Source organism: Tenuifilum sp. 4138str, assembly GCF_041102575.1.
In the GTDB taxonomy this organism is placed as follows: domain Bacteria; phylum Bacteroidota; class Bacteroidia; order Bacteroidales; family Tenuifilaceae; genus Tenuifilum; species Tenuifilum osseticum.
Window position 1 is genome coordinate 60,660 of record NZ_JBGCUE010000014.1, and the last position, 15,588, is coordinate 76,247.

At 42.6% G+C, this 15,588-nt stretch carries 15 protein-coding genes; 11 read left to right on the forward strand and 4 right to left on the reverse strand.

Annotation, left to right across the window (positions count from 1 at the left end; genetic code table 11):
• Positions 1–142 precede the first annotated feature (142 nt).
• From AB6811_RS12340 to AB6811_RS12375, 8 genes are all read left to right on the forward strand, one after another.
• Entirely contained in the window at positions 143–646 is a 504-nt protein-coding gene (locus AB6811_RS12340; protein ID WP_369490794.1) for a TlpA disulfide reductase family protein, read from the forward strand.
• Between the two features lie 13 nt (positions 647–659).
• Positions 660–1,259: a thioredoxin family protein gene (locus AB6811_RS12345; protein WP_369490796.1), complete on the forward strand. Its 600-nt coding sequence runs from the start codon at positions 660–662 to the stop codon at positions 1,257–1,259.
• 75 nt (positions 1,260–1,334) lie between these two features.
• Positions 1,335–2,012 carry a tRNA (5-methylaminomethyl-2-thiouridine)(34)-methyltransferase MnmC2 gene (mnmC2, locus tag AB6811_RS12350; RefSeq protein WP_369490798.1) on the forward strand — a complete coding sequence of 226 codons (678 nt, stop codon included), beginning with the start codon at positions 1,335–1,337 and terminating at the stop codon, positions 2,010–2,012.
• Positions 2,013–2,112: 100 nt separating this feature from the next.
• Positions 2,113–2,832: a BamJ family beta-barrel-assembly machinery protein gene (gene bamJ / locus AB6811_RS12355; RefSeq protein WP_369490800.1), complete on the forward strand. Its 720-nt coding sequence runs from the start codon at positions 2,113–2,115 to the stop codon at positions 2,830–2,832.
• 66 nt (positions 2,833–2,898) lie between these two features.
• Complete coding sequence (locus AB6811_RS12360) at positions 2,899–3,264, forward strand: DUF3127 domain-containing protein (protein WP_369490802.1); 366 nt, start codon at positions 2,899–2,901, stop codon at positions 3,262–3,264.
• Between the two features lie 53 nt (positions 3,265–3,317).
• A complete protein-coding gene (locus tag AB6811_RS12365; RefSeq protein WP_369490803.1) occupies positions 3,318–4,586 on the forward strand; it encodes a mechanosensitive ion channel family protein in 1,269 nt (422 codons plus the stop codon).
• Positions 4,587–4,698: 112 nt separating this feature from the next.
• Entirely contained in the window at positions 4,699–5,172 is a 474-nt protein-coding gene (locus AB6811_RS12370) for a nucleoside deaminase (protein ID WP_369490804.1), read from the forward strand.
• 79 nt (positions 5,173–5,251) lie between these two features.
• Entirely contained in the window at positions 5,252–6,175 is a 924-nt protein-coding gene (locus AB6811_RS12375) for a patatin-like phospholipase family protein (RefSeq protein WP_369490805.1), read from the forward strand.
• On the opposite strand, the gene rlmB is transcribed toward AB6811_RS12375, so the two are convergent.
• From rlmB to AB6811_RS12395, 4 genes are read right to left on the reverse strand one after another with little or no spacing between them, the layout of a single operon-like run.
• Positions 6,170–6,910, reverse strand: coding sequence for a 23S rRNA (guanosine(2251)-2'-O)-methyltransferase RlmB (gene rlmB / locus AB6811_RS12380; protein WP_369490807.1), 741 nt, complete (start codon positions 6,908–6,910; stop codon positions 6,170–6,172). The two genes, AB6811_RS12375 and rlmB, sit on opposite strands and share 6 nt — an antisense overlap.
• A 2-nt stretch (positions 6,911–6,912) precedes the next feature.
• Entirely contained in the window at positions 6,913–8,874 is a 1,962-nt protein-coding gene (locus AB6811_RS12385) for an ABC-F family ATP-binding cassette domain-containing protein (RefSeq protein WP_369490808.1), read from the reverse strand.
• A 58-nt stretch (positions 8,875–8,932) separates the two neighbouring features.
• A complete protein-coding gene (locus AB6811_RS12390; protein WP_369490809.1) occupies positions 8,933–9,637 on the reverse strand; it encodes a DUF2490 domain-containing protein in 705 nt (234 codons plus the stop codon).
• A gap of 4 nt (positions 9,638–9,641) precedes the next feature.
• Positions 9,642–11,954: a CotH kinase family protein gene (locus AB6811_RS12395; RefSeq protein ID WP_369490810.1), complete on the reverse strand. Its 2,313-nt coding sequence runs from the start codon at positions 11,952–11,954 to the stop codon at positions 9,642–9,644.
• Positions 11,955–12,920: 966 nt separating this feature from the next.
• On the opposite strand from AB6811_RS12395, the gene AB6811_RS12400 reads away from it, so the two are divergent.
• From AB6811_RS12400 to rsxC, 3 genes are read left to right on the forward strand one after another with little or no spacing between them, the layout of a single operon-like run.
• Positions 12,921–13,343 carry a SoxR reducing system RseC family protein gene (locus AB6811_RS12400; RefSeq protein WP_369490811.1) on the forward strand — a complete coding sequence of 141 codons (423 nt, stop codon included), beginning with the start codon at positions 12,921–12,923 and terminating at the stop codon, positions 13,341–13,343.
• Between the two features lie 18 nt (positions 13,344–13,361).
• Entirely contained in the window at positions 13,362–14,228 is an 867-nt protein-coding gene (locus AB6811_RS12405) for a Fe-S cluster domain-containing protein (RefSeq protein ID WP_369490812.1), read from the forward strand.
• A 28-nt stretch (positions 14,229–14,256) separates the two neighbouring features.
• Positions 14,257–15,588, forward strand: a complete 1,332-nt coding sequence (rsxC, locus tag AB6811_RS12410) for an electron transport complex subunit RsxC (protein ID WP_369490813.1) — start codon at positions 14,257–14,259, stop codon at positions 15,586–15,588.

Genomic DNA, 15,588 nt, shown 5'->3' on the forward strand with positions numbered 1-15,588 from the left:
ATCAAAATGTGTTTTAAACATCAAATTTATTACTTCCGTTGGTTTTTACCAAATTGATGTTACTATAAATTGAATAGCGAGCATAATAAACGGCATGTGAACAAAGAACCGATTTGTTTGTTAAATAGAAAATATTCGGGCAATGTTGCGATCGTTTTTTTCAGTTCTTATTGTGGTAGGTCTGTTTGGTTGTAAGACAAACAGGCATACTTATAGTTACGACACCATTGATGTTGTTGACTTTAAGATGCTTGAGCCACAGCTCTCAAAATCGACCGATACGGTTTACGTAGTTAACTTTTGGGCTACTTGGTGTGCGCCATGCGTTAAGGAATTTCCATACTTTGATGAAGCTGCGGAAAAATACTCCGATAGCAAGGTAAGATTCTTAATGGTTAGCCTCGATTTCCCTAATCAGCTTGACAAGAGCTTAAAACCATTTGTAAAATCCAGAACTAATCGTTTACCTGTGGTTTTGCTCGATGATCCTAATCAGAATGAATGGATCAATAAGGTGAGCCCCGACTGGAGCGGTGCGCTTCCTGCAACCCTAATATATAAAGGCAGCTATAAAGTTTTTATTGAAGGGCCTATTGAATTAGCCGATATAACTTCAAATATTGATAGTTTACTTGTCAAACCTTAAAACTAATGAATCTATGAAACGATTGTTTTTGATGCTAATGGCTACTTTTATGGTGGCCGGGCTATACGCTCAGGGTTTAAAAATTGGCGATAAGGCCCCTGACTTTCGCCTGAAGAATGTTGATGGCAAAATGGTTTCACTGGCCGATTACACTCAGGCCAAAGGTTTTATTGTAATCTTTTCGTGTAATCATTGTCCTTTTGTGAAAGCCTATGAGGATAGGATGATAGCCCTACACGAAAAGTATGCCCCTAAAGGGTTTCCTGTAATTGCCATCAACTCTAACGATCCTGAAGTTGTACCTGAAGACTCGTTCGATAAAATGGTTGAGCGAGCCCAGCAAAAGAAATTCCCATTTGTGTACCTCTTCGATGAGGGGCAAAAGGTTTACCCGCTTTACGGAGCAGCTCGTACACCACATGTTTACATTTTAAGTAAAAAAGCAAACGATTTGGTTGTTGAGTACATTGGTACAATTGACGATAACTATAAGGATGCCTCGGCCGTAAAGGAAAAGTACGTTGAGAATGCTGTTGATGCTCTACTTTCTGGTAAGAAACCTGCCGTTACTGAAACTAAAGCGGTGGGTTGCTCAATAAAAGTGAAAAAGTAGTTTATAGCTATATAATTGATTAAGCCGCTACTGAGCTAGCGGCTTTTTTTGTTAGCTTTGCCTAAATGATCTGCTATGGATGGATTAAGGGTAGTTCCAACTGCTGATGGTAGTTCCACGCTTTACAGCGAAAGGTTTAAGGCAACCTACCATTCCGTAAACGGTGCGCTAACGGAGTCGATGCATGTATTCATAAAATCGGGGTTTGAGGCCATTTTACAAAATAAAAAAAACGTTGATGTGCTTGAGATTGGAATGGGTACCTGCTTAAATGCAGCTCTTACAGGATGGGTAGCACAGATGTATGGAGCAAGGGTACATTACACCGGTATAGAGCTTTTCCCTCCTACGGTTGAAGTGCTAAACTCCACGGGTTACCATGCTGTTTTAGAGCCAGAATGCGCAGAGCTTTGGGAAAAGATTGTTGCTGCATCAGCCAGTGAGCCTGTTCCAGTATCTACCTGGGTTACAGTTTCAAAGTTGTATGTTGATTTCATAGGTTGGAATCCTAACAATATGTACGATTTAGTTTACTTTGATGCTTTTGCTCCTGACGACCAGCCCGAGATGTGGAGTATTGAAAATTTCAATAAGTTATTCAATGCTTTAAAACCTAACGGTGCATTGGTTACCTACTCAGCTAAAGGACTGGTAAAGCAAAATTTACGGCAGGCAGGCTTTTACGTTGAAAGGTTGGCTGGGCCTCCCGGTAAACGCCACATGATTAGGGCATGGAAAAATGAGCCAAAGTAATTTCCCCAAAAAAAAGCTAACGTTTTTTTTGATAATGGAAAAGTATAGTATCTTCGCAAAGAAAATTACTTTCGTATAACTAACTTAAATCAATCATATTATGAAGTTAAAAGGTTTACTTGTAGCTGCTTTAGCAATACCTGTAGTAATCTCATGCCAAAATTCAAGTAGCAAAATTGGCAAGGTTATTCTAAAATCAGAAACCGATAGTTTGAGCTATGCATTAGGTGTAAATATTGCCTCAAGCTTTAAGAACGCTAAGCTTGATGAAATTAACTATAAGGCAATGGCCAGAGCAATCCAGGATGTTTACAGCAAAGATTCCTCAAAGATAAAGATGGACGATGAGGAAGCTCTTAAATACATTCAGGATTTCTTTAACCGTCGCGAAATGCGCATTGCTCAGGAGAACCTTGAGGCAAGCAACAAGTTCCTTGATGAGAATAAGACCAAGGAGGGCGTAGTTGTTGACTCATCAGGTTTACAGTACAAAATTATTCAGGAAGGTACCGGACCTATGCCTACTGCTGAGGATATTGTAAAGGTTCATTACAAGGGCACCCTTATTGATGGCACCCAGTTCGATTCGTCGTATGATAAGGGAGAACCCGCTCAGTTTAAGCTCAATCAGGTTATTCCTGGCTGGACTATTGGTTTGCAAAAGATGAAGGTTGGTTCTAAGTTTATTCTTTACATCCCTAGCAATTTAGCTTATGGTGAGAGAGTTCGCCCGGGCAGCCCAATTGGACCTAACCAAGCCCTGATTTTTGAGGTTGAACTGCTCGACATTGTAAAGGAAAACGCCCAAAAGAAGAAATAGTTTAACCAAATATCAAATAAATAAAACCGGGTTGAACTTTCACCCGGTTTTTTAATCGGATTGCAAATGGAAATTCAGGGAAAACTAATTAAGAAACTCGACCAACAAACCGGACAGGGGAAAAATGGGGCTTGGGTTAAGCAGGAATTCATTATTGAAACGCAAGAGCAATACCCCCGAAAGGTTTGCATATCGCTATGGGGCGATAAGGTTAAAGACCTTGAGACAATTCAGTTAGGCGACTCAGTAAAGGTTTTAGTTAACATTGAGTCGCGTGAATTTAATGGGCGTTGGTACACCGATGTTCGGGCTTGGCGAATTGAGCCAATGAGCAAGGGTATTACACCCGAACAGGCTCCGGAACTCCCTCCGTTCAACGATAATCTTTATCCACCCATGGAGGGGGGAACTGACGATGGTTTACCTTTTTAGTTGTAACTTTGCCTTGGTAAACTTTTAACAAAGAATACTTAAAAATGGATGGTATGGAGGAACAAGTAATTCGCAAGTATCTTTTTCTCGAGGACCTTGAGTCGTGGCTCCTAAGCCAAGGTATAAATGAAACTTTTGCCCAGTTTTTCAAGGTGGCAATATCGCTTGCAGCCATTTTTATACTTGCATTGATTGCCGATTTTATTGCAAAGCGGATTTTTTTAACCACCATGGCCCGTGTAGCCAGGCGAACCAAAACCGATTGGGACGATGTCTTGGTCGAAAAGCGATTCTTTCACCGTTTAGCTCACTTTGCTCCTGCCATTGTGGTATACTTGACCCTTGGTATAGCCCTGTACGACTATTCACCCAAGGTTACACTGTTTTTACAGGCACTTACAAAAATCTACATGATTTTTATTGCCATTAATGTATTTAACGCTTTTATCGACACAGTTAACGAAATATACCAGGAATTACCATACGCCAAGAATAGACCAATTAAAGGATACCTGCAAGTTCTAAAAATTATTATTTATGTTTTTGCCGGCATTTTGGTTATTGGAATAATAATCAATAAAAATCCGGCATCGATTCTGGTAGGTTTAGGAGCCTCAACCGCCGTTTTGATGTTGGTATTCAAGGATGTAATAACCGGTTTGGTTGCATCAATCCAGCTATCGGCAAATGAGATGCTAAGGCTTGGCGATTGGATTGAGATGCCCGGAAGAAACCTCGATGGAACTGTAGTTGATATTAGCCTTACCACGGTAAAGGTTCAAAACTTTGACAATACCATTACCACAGTTCCGCCCTTTGCGCTAATCAACGAGAGCTTCAAGAACTGGCGTGGTATGGAGGAGTCGGCTGGCCGTAGGGTAATGAAATCGATTATTATTGACTCCAAAACCGTTAAGTTCTGCGATAAGCAACTTATACAGAAACTGTCGAATATAAACCTGATAGCCAGCAAAGTTAAGGACATTGATGTTGACAAGCTGCATGAAACCGACCCCATTCAGCTGATGAATGTCGGAGCGCAAACCAACCTGAACCTTTTCAGGCAATATGTTCAGGAATACCTAAACCATCACCCTGAGGTTAATAAAAACCTTACCCTTGTTGTTAGGCTGAAACAACCTATTGAGTATGGTATCCCCCTGGAGATATACTGCTTCCTCAAGGAAAAACGATTTGTTCAGTTTGAAATTATACAATCGGAAATTATTGACCATATCATGGCTGCGCTTCCTGTTTTTGATTTAAAGGTTTTTCAGCGAATGTCGAGCGATGATATTAGAGCAATTGCTAAAGGTAACTAATTAGCTTCCAGAAGCGGAATCCAACCATTGGGTTTCGCTTCTGCTCCAATAATTATTTGGTATAATTGCCTTTGAATATTTTCTTAGTAAATTAGAGATTTAAAAGAAAGCTATGAGCGAACACGAAAAATTTATGGACGAGGCCATAAGGTTAGCCGTTGATGGCGTAATGGCTGGCGATGGAGGCCCTTTTGGCGCTATTGTGGTTAAGGATGGAAAAATTGTAGGACGTGGCAATAACCATGTTACATCAACAAACGACCCAACCGCTCACGCTGAGGTAATGGCTATACGCGATGCATGTAAGAACCTGAATACCTTTCAGCTAAACGGTTGTGTTCTCTATACCTCATGTGAGCCTTGCCCCATGTGCTTTGGGGCCATTTACTGGGCTCGTCTCGATAAGGTTTACTATTCAGCTAACCGCCATATGGCATCGTACCACGGTTTCGACGATAGCTTTATTTACGATGAGGTAAACCTATCGTTCGACCGCAGGCGTATCCCATTCATTCATGTTAGTCCCGAAAAGGGTGTTGTACCCTTTAGGGAGTGGGATAATAAGGAGAACAAGGTAAAGTATTAATCGGTTGTTCCTCAATTTTGCCTTTATTAGCATTCTTTGAGTAAAAACATTGGAATTCAAATAATTGTTGCAATTAGCTATGGTTAAATCAAAGAATGTTGCACTGGTTCTTGGGAGTGGTGGTGCTCGGGGTTTAGCCCATATTGGGGTGATTGAGGAGTTAACCCGAAGGGGTTACAGTATTACATCTATCTCAGGCTCATCAATGGGGGCACTTGTGGGAGGCTTGCTGGCTGCCAACAGGCTTGATGATTACAAAAACTGGATACTCAAACTCGATAAAATTGATATCCTAACGCTGATCGATTTTACATTCTCATCAAAAGGTATTGTTAAAGGGCAAAAGGTTTTTGAAAAGATGCAGGAGCTCAATATGGTTCCTGATATAAACATAGAGGATTTACCCCTACCATACACTGCTGTTGCAGTCGACATTTTAAGTAATCAGCTTATTGTTTTTAATTCCGGCAAGCTCCAAACCGCCATTCGCGCATCCATTTCAATCCCAAGCGTTTTCACACCATTGCCATACAATGGTACATTACTTGTTGATGGTGGAGTGCTTTCGCCATTGCCCCTGGAGTATGTTAGGCGAACTAAAAACGATTTACTGGTGGCTGTTGATTTGAATGCCATTATCCCTTACGATTTGGCTGTGCCAACCAATAAGCAATCCAAAAACAGCTGGGTTAAGGATAACCCTAAAATTGAGCAACTTGTTGCCAAGTGGGATAAATTCTTTGGGCACAATGCGGCAGCTAAGGAAAGTGAGGTAAAAGCTAAGCAATCGCCAAAAAGTATTAGCTACTTCGATTTAGCCATGCGTTCGGTACAGCTCATGCAGTCGCAGTTAACCCAGTATGCAATAAAGGTAACCCCGCCCGATGTGCTTGTTCCCATATCAAAAAATTCGGCTACCGTTTTTGAATTTTACAAGGCTGCAGAGCTGATTGAGTACGGACGCTTACAATGCGCAAAGGTGCTGGACGAAAAGGGGTTATAGGGTTCGCTGCCTAACGGCTTCAAACAGAACAATGCCAGTAGCCACCGAGACATTTAGCGACTCAATTTTTCCTTTTAATGGTATACGAACAATTTCATGCGATTGCCTTAGCACCTCGGGGTGTATACCCGTATCCTCAGCGCCCATAACAATAGCTATTGGTCCGGTAAGGTTAGCTTCATAGAGCAACTTTTCGCCCCTTTCGCTTGCCGAAACAATCCTATACCCATAATCGCGTAGCTGATAGCTTAGCATTTTTAGGCTACCTACCCTACAAATGGGAATGTTATAAAGTGCGCCAGCCGAGGTTTTTATGGCATCGCCGCCAATATTGGCTGCCCCTTTGGCTGGAACAATAATGGCATCAACGCCTGCGCATTCGGCAGTTCGAACAATTGCACCAAAGTTACGTACATCGGTAATGCTGTCGAGTATAAGTAGGAATGGCGAGTTGGTTTTTTCCTGTAGTTGAGGTAAAATATCTTCAACCCTATAAACCTCAATTGGTGAGGTAAACGCAATAACCCCCTGATGATTTTTATCCTTATACTTAGTAAAAGCCTCGTTGGGTAGATACTGAAAGGGAATGTTATTATGCTTTAGCAACCCCATAAGCTCTGATGCTAGGTTGCCGGTGAGCCCTTGGCGTACTATCACTTTGCTAATTTTTGCTCCAGCATTAAGTGCTTCCAAAACGGCTCTTATGCCAAATATTAGGTTCTCCGAGTTTTTCATTGTTAGTTTGTTTTGTTTCGTTTTGTTTTTAGTTCTTCAACTTGAGCAAGTAGATTTTCCCACTGCTCCATTTTTTCCATAAGTTCAGTCTTATGGCTTTCGTATTTTTTGAAAAAATCCTTATCGGATAGGTCAATGCCATGGGTTGTAGGGTTCGATAGCTTAGTATCGGTTTCGGCAATAGTGCTTTCCAGCATTGCGATTTCCTTTTCCAGCTTCTCAACTTGCGACTCCAGCTTGCGGATTTGCCGGTCGAGTTCTTTACGTTCCTCCCACTGTATTTTTTGTTCGGAGTTTGTGCTGGTTGAGTTTTTTGCTTTTTGCTCAACCTGTTTACGTTCCAATTCCTTTAAGTTTTGCAACTTTTTGCGCTGCAAAAAATCGTATATACCGCCAAGGTGTTCTTTTACCTTACCATCGGTAAACTCATAGATTTTATCTACCAGCCCGTTTAGGAAATCGCGGTCATGCGAAACAAGGATTAGGGTTCCATTAAATGCCTGAAGGGCATTTTTCAGAACATCTTTAGAGCGCATATCAAGGTGATTAGTGGGCTCGTCGAGTACAAGCAGGTTGTAGGGTTGAAGCATTAGCTTCGCCATGGCGAGCCGGTTCCGTTCACCTCCGGATAGTACGCTAACCCGTTTATCAACATCCTCGCCACGGAAGAGGAATGCACCAAGTATATCGCGCATACGGGTGCGAATATCTCCTACAGCCACGTGGTCAATGGTTTCAAGTACGGTTAGGCTCCCATCGAGCAGTTCATCCTGATTTTGGGCAAAGTAACCTATGGTAACATTATGACCAATTTTGAGGTGTCCATCGTAAGGGAGTTCACCAACAATTATGCGGCTCATGGTAGTTTTCCCTTCGCCATTACGGCCAACAAAGGCCACCTTTTGGCCGCGTTCAATGGTAAAATGGACATCGGAAAAAACATGCTTGTTTCCAAAGCTTTTCGAAACCTCCTTGGCCTCAATAACCACATCGCCTGAGCGGGGTGCTTCGGGGAAACGAATATTCAGGGTAGCACTGTCTTCCTCATCAACCTCAATAATATCCATCCGTTCAAGCATCTTAATACGCGATTGCACCTGAACAGCCTTGGTGGCCTTGTAGCGGAACCTGTCGATAAACTCCTGGGTATCCTCAATGAGCTTTTGTTGGTTACGGTAGGCGGCCAATTGCTGTTCACGCCGTTCACGGCGCAACTCCACGTATTGCGAGTAGGGTACACGGTAATCGTAAACATTACCAAGCGAGATTTCAATGGTTCGCTGGGTAACATTATCCAGAAATGCACGGTCGTGCGAAATAAGCAGTAGGGCACCCTGAAAGTCTTTAAGGTAATCCTCCAACCACTGTATCGATTCAATATCCAAATGATTGGTTGGCTCGTCGAGCAGCAAAACCTGTGGGTTCTGGAGTAATATCTTGGCCAGTTCAATACGCATGCGCCATCCCCCGCTAAACTCAGTGGTTTGACGGCTAAAATCGGCTCGCTTAAAACCTAAGCCCAAAAGGGTTTGCTCTGCCCGTGCATCGGCGCTATCGCCTTCAAGTATGGCATAGCGGTCGTTTAATTCGGTGAGCTTATTGATAAGCTCAAGGTACTCCTTGCTTTCGTAATCGGTGCGGTGTGAAATTTGCTCCGAGATGTGGTTAATGTAATTTTTTATTTGAATTGTTTCGGCGAAAGCCTTGCGGGTTTCCTCTATTACGGTTTTTCCCGAGGCCAGCTTCATTTGTTGGGGCAAATACCCTAACCTAATATCACTGGGTAATGAGATATTTCCCTTTGTGGGTTGTAGTTCGCCAGCAATTAGCCTTAGCAATGTGGTTTTACCTGCTCCATTCTTTCCAACAAGCCCAACATGCTCATTATCGTTTAGCTGAAAGCTTATCCCCTTAAATAGGTCGAACCCACCAAAGCTAAGCGTAAGATTATTAACCGAAATCATTGTAAAACAGCAATAAAATTGCTGCAAAGGTAATACATTAAAATGGTTAATAATACATTTACTCTATATCAACCGATTTGGGTTTTGATGTAGGTAGCTTATAGTTGTAAAAAATACCAAAAGTGTAGGTTCGGAGTGGGTTGCTTGTATTCAGCTTATCCTGTATTTGGAAAAACAGGTCTATACTCGACCGCTTTGAGAAAGGGTATTCCAAACCGGTTCTGATTCTGACTCTTGAAAATTCATGGTTACGGTCGGGTGAAATATCGTAGTAAATTTCGGCCTGCACAAAGGGTTCAAGCTTTGTTCGCCTTATGTTGTATGTTATTTTGATACCTTCGCGGAGTTCGCGCCTTGTTTCAATGGAGTAGCCATAACCGTAACGGTTTATTAGCCTATGAAAGTAGTAAATGCGATTGGTCAGTTTAAATCGACCCAACTCAACCGATGAGTTTATACCTGCTCCTAACCGTTGACCATTAAAGTATTCACCCGGGTCATCGTAAAACCTGTAATATCTGTATGAAAAAGTAGGCTGCAGGAGTTTATGGATACGAAGTTGAGCCTCGGCTTCAAGAATAAAATCATCAATTCTCTTTTCGTCGGTTAGCCTTAGCTCAGGGGAGAACGTAACACGAAATGCTTTTGAAAAGGGAAGCTGGAGTTCAGCACCGCTCCATAATGTGCGAGCAACCTGCGAGCTAGCATTTGTGACTATTAGTAAAGTAGATGCAAAAATCAATGACAGTTTATTCCGTATCATCAATTCAAAATTTTTCAAAAATAACTTTTTGCGGTTTAATAAGTTGATTTTGCTTGCCGTGAATTGTAAAAACTATTAAGTATGTACCCTTTGAAAGGTTTTGTGGGTGCCAGGTTAGCTTTGGGTTATCGTCTTTTTTCATGAAATGCTCCAGCACGGTAATTCCTTGAGGGTTAACTATTGAAATAGTGTAGTCGTAGGCAGGTTGGTACGATAGGGTAATTGTAACAGATTCAGTAAATGGGTTGGGGTAGGCAATAATTTCAGGTAACACCATATCAATCCGTTTGGATGTGTACACATTACTTTTTCCGGGTGTTGGGCTAAGCAGTGCTTGAGGCAAGCCGACAGCATTGGGGTAGTAGCCAAAACTCTCATTTTTGGCTATTTTGCCAAACTGGTAACCATCAATTAGCTTGTACCCATCGGTTTTAGATGTAAAAAGCCCAATTTCTTCGCCTTGGCTACTGAGTCGGAAAGGTAAGTGGTTATTGCCTTTTTCGGGTTCACCATCGGCCCAAAGAAGCAGAAACTCACCTGGGTAAATAGTGATGCTGGGCAGAGCCCATTTCCCGGGTTTACCCAAGCTATCGCTTATGCTCATGCCCTGTAGCGATATGGGATTTTTGCCGTAGTTGTATAGCTCAATCCAGTCGGAGTAGTTGCCATACTCATCCGGATAGGTGGATTGGTTGGATGTCATCACCTCGTTAATGCAAATGGGTATTGCAATTTGATTGAATTTTATTGAATACTCACCGTTGAGTGGCTCGCGGGTTGTTTTACCGCCCTTATCGGTGCATTCAAAATAGAAGCTGATAGCTTTAACAGGTTTGCTCCATGGCCCCAAAGTGGAAATGTAGTGGTTGCGGTTGGTGTTTTGCATTTCAATGCTTTGCCAATTGCTATCATCAGCTTTGAAGTATAGTTTTAGGTTAGCCTTCTCTTCATCGTCAACATCGGCAAAAACTGTAACTGGAGCTTTGTAACCGTAAGCTAACCAGCTAACATTGGAAACAATTGGCGGAATATCACCGATACTAAACTGAGAGTTTGCGTATTGTATGCGCTTGGTTACGTAAGGGATTAAACCGTACTTAACGTGCCCGCCAAGTGCATTGAAGTAGGAACTATAGAAATCGGAACTACTCCATCCGTAATCGAGCGGTCGGAAAGGATCGATAGTGGCGTAGGCTTCAATTTTTGATCGTAGAGCAATAGCCTTGGACTGAATGGAATTAGTTGAAAAGGCTCCGTTTATTAGCTGCTTTAGGTAAAAGTAGTAGCGCTTGCGGTAAACATCAACTGCAAGTATGTTTTTTGTTAAAGGTCGCGCCTGGCTGCTTACCCATGTGGTTACGTTGCGTGTTGCCCAGTCAATATTGAACCAGTCAATTCCAAATGTGTTATCGGTATCGTAGGGTATGAACTCAAAGCGTCCGGTGGCTGTATTTCTGTAAAGGTAAAAGTTGTTCTTGTTGTATGAGTATCCATCCCAGTTTCCTGTTAACGCCTCAACTGCTAGGTATTTCAAGAAGTTATTAACATCAAATATTGGCTCAAGTTTAGCTGGCAAATCCGATATGGATGTGCGGTTAATAATATCAATAAGTTGTGCAAGGTCGGAATAGTTGTCCTGTTCGGTATTGGTTTTTAGATCATATACACGGTATCCGTTTTGAACAAATTTATAGGCATTAGGGTCACTGCTCCGGTATGTTAAATCGGCCGGATATAGACATTTATAAAGATTTCCATCGTTGTTGCCAAACCGTGCTTTCACAAAATTCTCATCTATATGTTCAACGTTGATGTATAGCCCGTAATACTGATTGTTAATATAAAGCCTAACATGGTTTGCACGTGGAGCGGGTAAACCAATTTCACCCATTAAATCCCAAACTAGCTTGGAGCGAACAATCGATGGGTCGTTATGTTCACCGTTTAGGTTCAATTTTTCAATACCCTTCAACTTCTTTCCGGGTTCAAAGGTATTAAACGATACCTTAAACGATTTCTTTTGGGCGTAGCGCGAGGTATTACCCCTTAACCTGAAACCAGCATTCTCCACTACGGCCGTAAATTTCGATGAAGTGAAGCTGAAAGTGGCAGGGTATTCAGTGTTACTCTCTTCATTTCCAGCTTGCAGTATACTTTGTAAGTATGTAGGATTAATTGTGATATCGATACGTGCAACCTCACTATCATCGAACAGCGGATTGTTCTCAACTACTCCTTGTGTGTACCCAGTCAGTACTAAAAGCGGTAACCCTAATAGGAAAAAAAATCTTTTAAACACTGCAATTATCAATTTCATAAGATAGCAAAGGTATTATTAACGGCAGATTTATGAAGAATTTCAAACAGATTTAAGGTAAAAGCCATGCAATCGATTGCTGAACTTTACATTGGTAATACGCCCCTACGGGGCTGGAGACGTTGTTCGTTGTTTGTTGCTCGTTGCTCGATGTTCGTGAATATATTGTCATGCTGAGCTAGTCGAAGCATCTCTTTTCAACCTTTTATGAGATCCCTCGACTTCGCTCGGGATGACAAAACCCTATCTTCCCTTCTGCTTCTTTGTCATGCTGAGCTTGTCGAAGCATCTCTTTGTGCCTATAATCCTTTATTCCTTTTTATTGTTTTTCAGACAATCGCTCTTTGCCCTGCTATTTCTATTGCGATGCAACGCTTTCTCCTTGCTCTTTGGAAAATGAATTGCGTGCATCGCTGTACATACGGAAGTTTCATTTAGTTACAAATGTTCCGCCCCTACGGGGCTAGATATGTTGTTCGTTGTTCGTGAATCGTTGTTCGTTGTCCGTGAATGTCATGTCATTTACTCTGTGAAACACTGTATTACATTGTTTAACTCTGTGTTACTTGTTTTTGATAAGTTCCCAAGACTATTGTCATGTTTAGCGTTAGCGAAACATCTCTTTAGGGCCGATTAGAGCTCCTTCGCTCCCCGCTAGGGCGGGACAGGCCGCTTAGGATGACAATGAGTTGACAGTTGATAGTTGATAGTGAAAAAAAGCATTTCACTAAACACTAATAACCAAACACTATTCTTCATCTTCCCTGTAAACTGCACACTGTACACTGCACACTATTCAAAAGATCCTTCGTTACGCTCAGGATGACAAAAGGAGGGTCAGTTGGTTATCTAATCGACATTGGTTATTAATTTGCAAATGTTTAGAATGATTCCAAATTGCATTTACGGCTGAATTGTATACTAAAGAAAATTATTTTTGTGGTTGATTTCAAACGTTTTCCGTAGATGTCTTCAAAACCCAATGTTATTGAGCATTTAGGACGTGTTGAGGCAATAACTGCAACCGATATTCGGGTAACAATAATCAGCCAGTCCGCTTGCGCCAGCTGTCATGCTAAAGGGGCCTGTTCTGCAGCCGATGTTGCCGAGAAACAGGTAGTAGTATCAAAGCCATACCACAATTACACTGTAGGCGAAACCGTTAAGGTTACCATGCAGCAATCGCTTGGTTTCAAGGCTTTATTTTTGGGATACATCCTTCCGTTAATCGTTCTTGTTGTTTCCCTTTTTGTGTTCAACGCCTTGGGGTTTAGCGAGTCAGTATCGGGTTTGCTCTCGTTGGCTGTTCTTGTACCCTACTACCTTATGCTTTACTTATTTAGGAAAAGTATTGAGAAACAGTTTCATTTTGATATTGAGAAATTATAAGTAAAACCAACCTAATCTATGAATTCTATCATTATTACAGCAGTTTTAGTTCTTAGCCTTTTAGGTGTGGCGCTTGCCATAGTGTTATACCTTGTGGCTCAGAAATTTAAGGTAATTGAGGATCCGCGTATCGATTTGGTTGAGGCCGTACTGCCCGGGGCTAACTGTGGCGGGTGTGGATATCCCGGTTGCCGGGGCTTTGCCGAGGCATTCGTTAAAACTGACGATATTGGGTCGTTGTTTTGCCCTGTGGGTGGTAACGATACTATGGCTAAAGCTGCCGAGGTTCTTGGACAGACCGCCGAGGCAAAGGATCCTATGATTGCCGTTGTACGCTGCTCTGGTAGCCCAGAGCACCGGAAGCGCCTTGTGGAGTACGATGGCGCATCATCGTGTAAGCTGGCCACGGCCCTATATAGTGGCGATACAGGTTGCCAGTATGGTTGCCTTGGCTTAGGCGATTGCGTAGCCGTTTGTAAGTTCGATGCCATTTATATCGATCCGGTAACCCTTTTACCCGTGATAGATGAGGAGAAGTGTACCGCTTGCGGTGCTTGCGTTAAGGCATGTCCAAAGTTCATCATTGAGCTTCGCAAAAAGGGACCTAAGGGTAAGCGCATCTTTGTATCGTGTATTAACAAGGATAAGGGTGGCCCAGCCCGTAAGGCTTGCCAGGTGGCATGCATTGGCTGTGGAAAGTGTGTTAAGGTTTGCCCCCACGATGCCATCACCCTTGAAAATAACCTTGCCTATATCGATTACAACAAGTGTAAGCTTTGCCGTAAGTGCGTGGAGGAGTGTCCTACTGGGGCAATCCTTGAAATAAACTTCCCACCACGTAAGCAAAAGGTCGAAGGGCAAGCTGAGAATGTAGAAAATAATTAATTGTAACACCTAACATAACCATATAGTAATGTTGAAGACATTTGCTAAAGGAGGCGTTCATCCGCCTGAGAATAAATTTTCGGCCGATAGGCCCATTGAGGTGTTGCCGCTACCTGCAAAGGTAAGCATTCCTGTATCGCAGCACATTGGAGCACCTGCAACCATAGTGGTTGCTAAGGGCGATAAAGTTAAGGTTGGCCAGCTTATTGCTCAAAGCGCAGGATTTGTCTCGGCCAATATTCATTCATCGGTGTCGGGTACAGTTGAATCGGTTGATCCAGTTCTCGACAGTTCCGGCTACAAGCGTCAAGCTGTAACAATTGTAGTTGAGGGCGATGAGTGGGAACCCACAATTGATAGATCGCCTGAGCTAAACCGCACAATCATTGCCGATGCTCAAACCATCATCAAGAAAATATCCGAGGCTGGTATTGTTGGTCTTGGCGGAGCAACATTCCCTTCGCATGTTAAGCTTTCGGTTCCAACCGGCAAAAAAGCGGATGTGCTCATAATTAATGGTGTTGAGTGTGAACCATACCTCACATCGGATCACCGCTTGATGCTCGAAAAGGGGCATGAGCTGATGGTGGGTATTCAGTTGCTCATGAGAGCCTTAGGTGTCGACAAGGCAATGATTGGCATTGAGAATAACAAGCCCGATGCCATTAAATATCTTTCCGATATTTCAAAGGATTACCAAGGCATTAGCGTTCATGCGCTAAAGGTAAAATACCCTCAAGGGGGTGAAAAGCAGCTTATTAAAGCGCTCATCAACCGCGAGGTTCCATCGGGTGGCTTACCTATAGATATAGGTGCAGTTGTACACAATGTGGGTACAGCTTTTGCGGTTTACGAGGCAGTTCAAAAGAATAAGCCCCTTTTTGAGCGCGTGGTTACCGTAACCGGGAAAAACTTAGCCAAACCATCAAACTTTTTAGTTCGAATTGGTACACCGGTTACTGACCTGATAGCTGCTGCCGGTGGTTTACCCGACGATACTGCTAAGGTGGTTAACGGCGGCCCCATGATGGGTAAAGCGGTAACCGATATTTCTGTTCCGGTTACCAAGGGTACATCGGGTATAATCGTTTTCCCTGCAAACGAATCGAGACGTAAGGCTGATAGCGTATGTATACGCTGCGCCAAGTGTGTTACAGCCTGTCCCATGGGGCTTGAACCATACTTACTCATTCGTATGAGCCAGCGTATGATGTTCGACAAAATGGAGCATGAGCGTGTACTCGATTGTATGGAGTGCGGATCGTGCAGCTTTGAGTGCCCGGCAAACCTTCCTTTGCTCGATTACATCAGGTTAGGTAAGAGCGAAGTGAATAAAATCATCAGGGCTCGAAAGAACTAA

What these genes read in the sequence shown, in the direction of transcription:
- rsxC (WP_369490813.1), top strand. Translation starts at nt 14,257, where the DNA reads ATGTTGAAGACATTTGCTAAAGGAGGCGTTCATCCGCCTGAGAATAAA.
- AB6811_RS12345 (WP_369490796.1), top strand. Translation starts at nt 660, where the DNA reads ATGAAACGATTGTTTTTGATGCTAATGGCTACTTTTATGGTGGCCGGG.
- AB6811_RS12340 (WP_369490794.1), top strand. Translation starts at nt 143, where the DNA reads ATGTTGCGATCGTTTTTTTCAGTTCTTATTGTGGTAGGTCTGTTTGGT.
- mnmC2 (WP_369490798.1), top strand. Translation starts at nt 1,335, where the DNA reads ATGGATGGATTAAGGGTAGTTCCAACTGCTGATGGTAGTTCCACGCTT.
- AB6811_RS12395 (WP_369490810.1), bottom strand. Translation starts at nt 11,954, where the DNA reads ATGAAATTGATAATTGCAGTGTTTAAAAGATTTTTTTTCCTATTAGGG.
- AB6811_RS12365 (WP_369490803.1), top strand. Translation starts at nt 3,318, where the DNA reads ATGGAGGAACAAGTAATTCGCAAGTATCTTTTTCTCGAGGACCTTGAG.
- AB6811_RS12360 (WP_369490802.1), top strand. Translation starts at nt 2,899, where the DNA reads ATGGAAATTCAGGGAAAACTAATTAAGAAACTCGACCAACAAACCGGA.
- AB6811_RS12375 (WP_369490805.1), top strand. Translation starts at nt 5,252, where the DNA reads ATGGTTAAATCAAAGAATGTTGCACTGGTTCTTGGGAGTGGTGGTGCT.
- AB6811_RS12400 (WP_369490811.1), top strand. Translation starts at nt 12,921, where the DNA reads ATGTCTTCAAAACCCAATGTTATTGAGCATTTAGGACGTGTTGAGGCA.
- AB6811_RS12390 (WP_369490809.1), bottom strand. Translation starts at nt 9,637, where the DNA reads ATGATACGGAATAAACTGTCATTGATTTTTGCATCTACTTTACTAATA.
- rlmB (WP_369490807.1), bottom strand. Translation starts at nt 6,910, where the DNA reads ATGAAAAACTCGGAGAACCTAATATTTGGCATAAGAGCCGTTTTGGAA.
- bamJ (WP_369490800.1), top strand. Translation starts at nt 2,113, where the DNA reads ATGAAGTTAAAAGGTTTACTTGTAGCTGCTTTAGCAATACCTGTAGTA.
- AB6811_RS12405 (WP_369490812.1), top strand. Translation starts at nt 13,362, where the DNA reads ATGAATTCTATCATTATTACAGCAGTTTTAGTTCTTAGCCTTTTAGGT.
- AB6811_RS12385 (WP_369490808.1), bottom strand. Translation starts at nt 8,874, where the DNA reads ATGATTTCGGTTAATAATCTTACGCTTAGCTTTGGTGGGTTCGACCTA.
- AB6811_RS12370 (WP_369490804.1), top strand. Translation starts at nt 4,699, where the DNA reads ATGAGCGAACACGAAAAATTTATGGACGAGGCCATAAGGTTAGCCGTT.